This is a genomic window from Gammaproteobacteria bacterium (assembly GCA_003696665.1).
Taxonomy (GTDB): Bacteria; Pseudomonadota; Gammaproteobacteria; order Enterobacterales.
This window is the reverse complement of sequence record RFGJ01000574.1, coordinates 1-2,379: the sequence shown is the minus strand read 5'-3', so window position 1 is coordinate 2,379 and position 2,379 is coordinate 1. Positions and strand designations below refer to the sequence as shown.

The 2,379-nt window shown below is 52.0% G+C and carries 3 protein-coding genes; 1 reads left to right on the top strand and 2 read right to left on the bottom strand.

Translation table 11 applies throughout. From position 1 onward, the window contains the following. A partial coding sequence (locus tag D6694_13980) for a tetratricopeptide repeat protein (protein RMH36344.1) occupies nucleotides 1-1,653 on the top strand: 1,653 nt, incomplete at its 5' end. On the opposite strand, the gene D6694_13975 is transcribed toward D6694_13980, so the two are convergent. Both D6694_13975 and D6694_13970 read right to left on the bottom strand, forming a co-directional pair. Then, on the bottom strand, nucleotides 1,650-2,096 hold the full coding sequence (locus D6694_13975) for a hypothetical protein (protein RMH36343.1): 447 nt from the start codon (nucleotides 2,094-2,096) through the stop codon (nucleotides 1,650-1,652). The two genes, D6694_13980 and D6694_13975, sit on opposite strands and share 4 nt — an antisense overlap. A gap of 186 nt (nucleotides 2,097-2,282) precedes the next feature. Then, nucleotides 2,283-2,379 (bottom strand): peroxiredoxin (locus D6694_13970; protein ID RMH36342.1); only part of this gene is annotated, 97 nt, incomplete at its 5' end.

Sequence of the window (2,379 nt, the reverse complement as noted above, 5' to 3'; positions counted from 1 at the left end):
GCGCTCAAGCTGGACGATTACCAACAGGCGCTTCACTATTTTCAAGAGAGTCTAGCGCGTAAGCGGGCCCTCAACGATACCCGAGGTATTGCCGTGACGCTAGTCAACATCGGCCATGTCTTTCATCAATCCGGCGAACTCAAGCAAGCCAAGTTTTTCTTTGTGGAAGCCATGCAAGCACTTGAGCACGACCCCAACAGCTCACCATCAGCACGACGGAGACGGCTGCTGCATACCGAAGAAAATCTTGCTCAAATCGAAGCAGAACAGGGCAATATTGCCGGGGCGCTCGCTAGGCTTCGACGCATCGATCATAACTACCAAGCGAAGGACTGGCAGCGCGATCAACAAAGAATTGAGCGCGTTGCATTGGCTTTATGCGTGAACGCAGATCACCCGTGCGCGTCCTATTGGGGGCAACGGACACAAGCGAGACTAAAACGCGATTCATGGGCGCTCGATGGCCCGACCATAACTATCTTCACCGAATGGCTGTACCGGCAACACGCATTCCAACAGGCCAAACAATGGCTTCACAGAGGCCTGGCATTGCCTCACCTGACAGAAGATGATCGCAAACACCTACTTTCATTAAAAGCCAAAATGGCAGAGCAACAACAAGACTGGCAGACCGCCTACCGGGCGCTCAAGACGGCCAGTACCATTGAACGGCAACAACTTCAGGCCAAACATGCGCGCAGTGTTCAAAACCTGAAGTCGCGACTGTTCATTCAAGCACAAAATGTCAAGCTTGCGGAACTTGAGTCCCAGCGGATACGGCAAGATCTAGCGTTGGCAAACTCGCAAATGCAAGTCAGCTTGCTGGCAGCGTTGTTGTTGTTGTCGGTGGCTGGCGTGATCCTTTTTATGCAACGCAAAAAACGACTTTGGTTACAACAAAAACTTCAACTCAACGAAGACTTGCGGCAGCATGAGTCGGCCTATCAGGCCTTAAAAGAAGAGCATACCGTCGCACTCTCGGCACTAGACAAACAATTAACACCGCAATTCATCATCGGCGCAGACTGGCGCATCGAAAAGGTGAATCGCGCCTTTATCGAACGCTACCCAATGGCAAAGCATTGGCAAGAGCACCATCTCGCTATCGTTTGGCCAACCCTATTTACCATCCTGTCGGCCCGATCGGAAGACAACGAACACGACGATATTCACGTCGATTGTCCAGCGCCAACCGCATCCCCGTCCTCCTCAAGCGAGGCCAGATTGTCTTTATTGGTGTCTGACTGTGAAGGAGACGCGTTACTGGTACGAGTGGCCGAACAGGCTGCAGGGTCGGCGAAGGTGACTTCCTCACCAACCCAGGACGATATCAACACTATGCGTGCCATTTTGGTCGACTTATTGTTTACCTGTGTCCATGCTTGGGAACGCGCCACCGGCAAAGACAAAGTGGATTTGGCTGAGGCCAGCGGGATTTGGCGCATCACCATTGATGGTGGGCGCCTCCGGACCCGCTCACTCGATCGCTATTTATCTCTTAACACCATGCCGAAGCGACCTCGTTGGCGCGCGGTGGTACAAACCGCGCATTTCGTCTTGGCAGAAACCCGGCTTTCTGCCGCAGAACGGCAAGAAATCGAGCACAAGCTTGAAAAGGTGCTTGCCGAAATCAAATCACGCCAACTGGCTTAACGAGTGGCCGTGAAATCCCTCGGCGCACTTTCCGTCACACATACCTGGCAACTAAACGTGATGCCCTCATCAATGGTATAAATAAAGTGATGCATCCGCGCCTTGCTGCCCACCACGGCTCGATTATCCAGAAATGAGGCGGGCCCTGTTACATCGGTGCGGACAGGCGTATCGCCAGCGGCTCCCGCGCATGTGCCTTGTGCCACCCGCCAGGCCATTTCCCAGTCATCATCAAACTGCCCGCACGACTTATCTCCAGGTGTGACTTGGCATGTTTGGGCACTTGTTTTAAGTTTGCGTATCACAAATGCCGAATATTGCCACTGTCCAATCACTTGCACTCGGCCATTCGGACACCATTGTGTCAATGCCTCTGGACTATGCGCCCAACTCCAAGCACCGCCCAACAGGCCAGCTGTCAATAGTAATACTTTTGATTTCATTCTGTGTTATCTCCGCTTGCTCAACATGAAAATGATTGCACAAAATCGATACCCCTCCAGCCTAATGTATTTTCTCTGAACGGCAAGCACACCTTGGGGACAAAAAGGGACAGTTTTGCAACTATTTGTTTTTTTTGAAAAAAGAAAGGGCCGAACGGCCCTTTCCATTTGAAAGAAAAGCAGTCTTTACAGTTTGTCTGCTTCTTCCGCCAGGTACTCTGCCACACCTTGGGGGTCAGCCTTCATACCTTTTTTGCCTTTTTGCCAACCCGCAGGGCACACT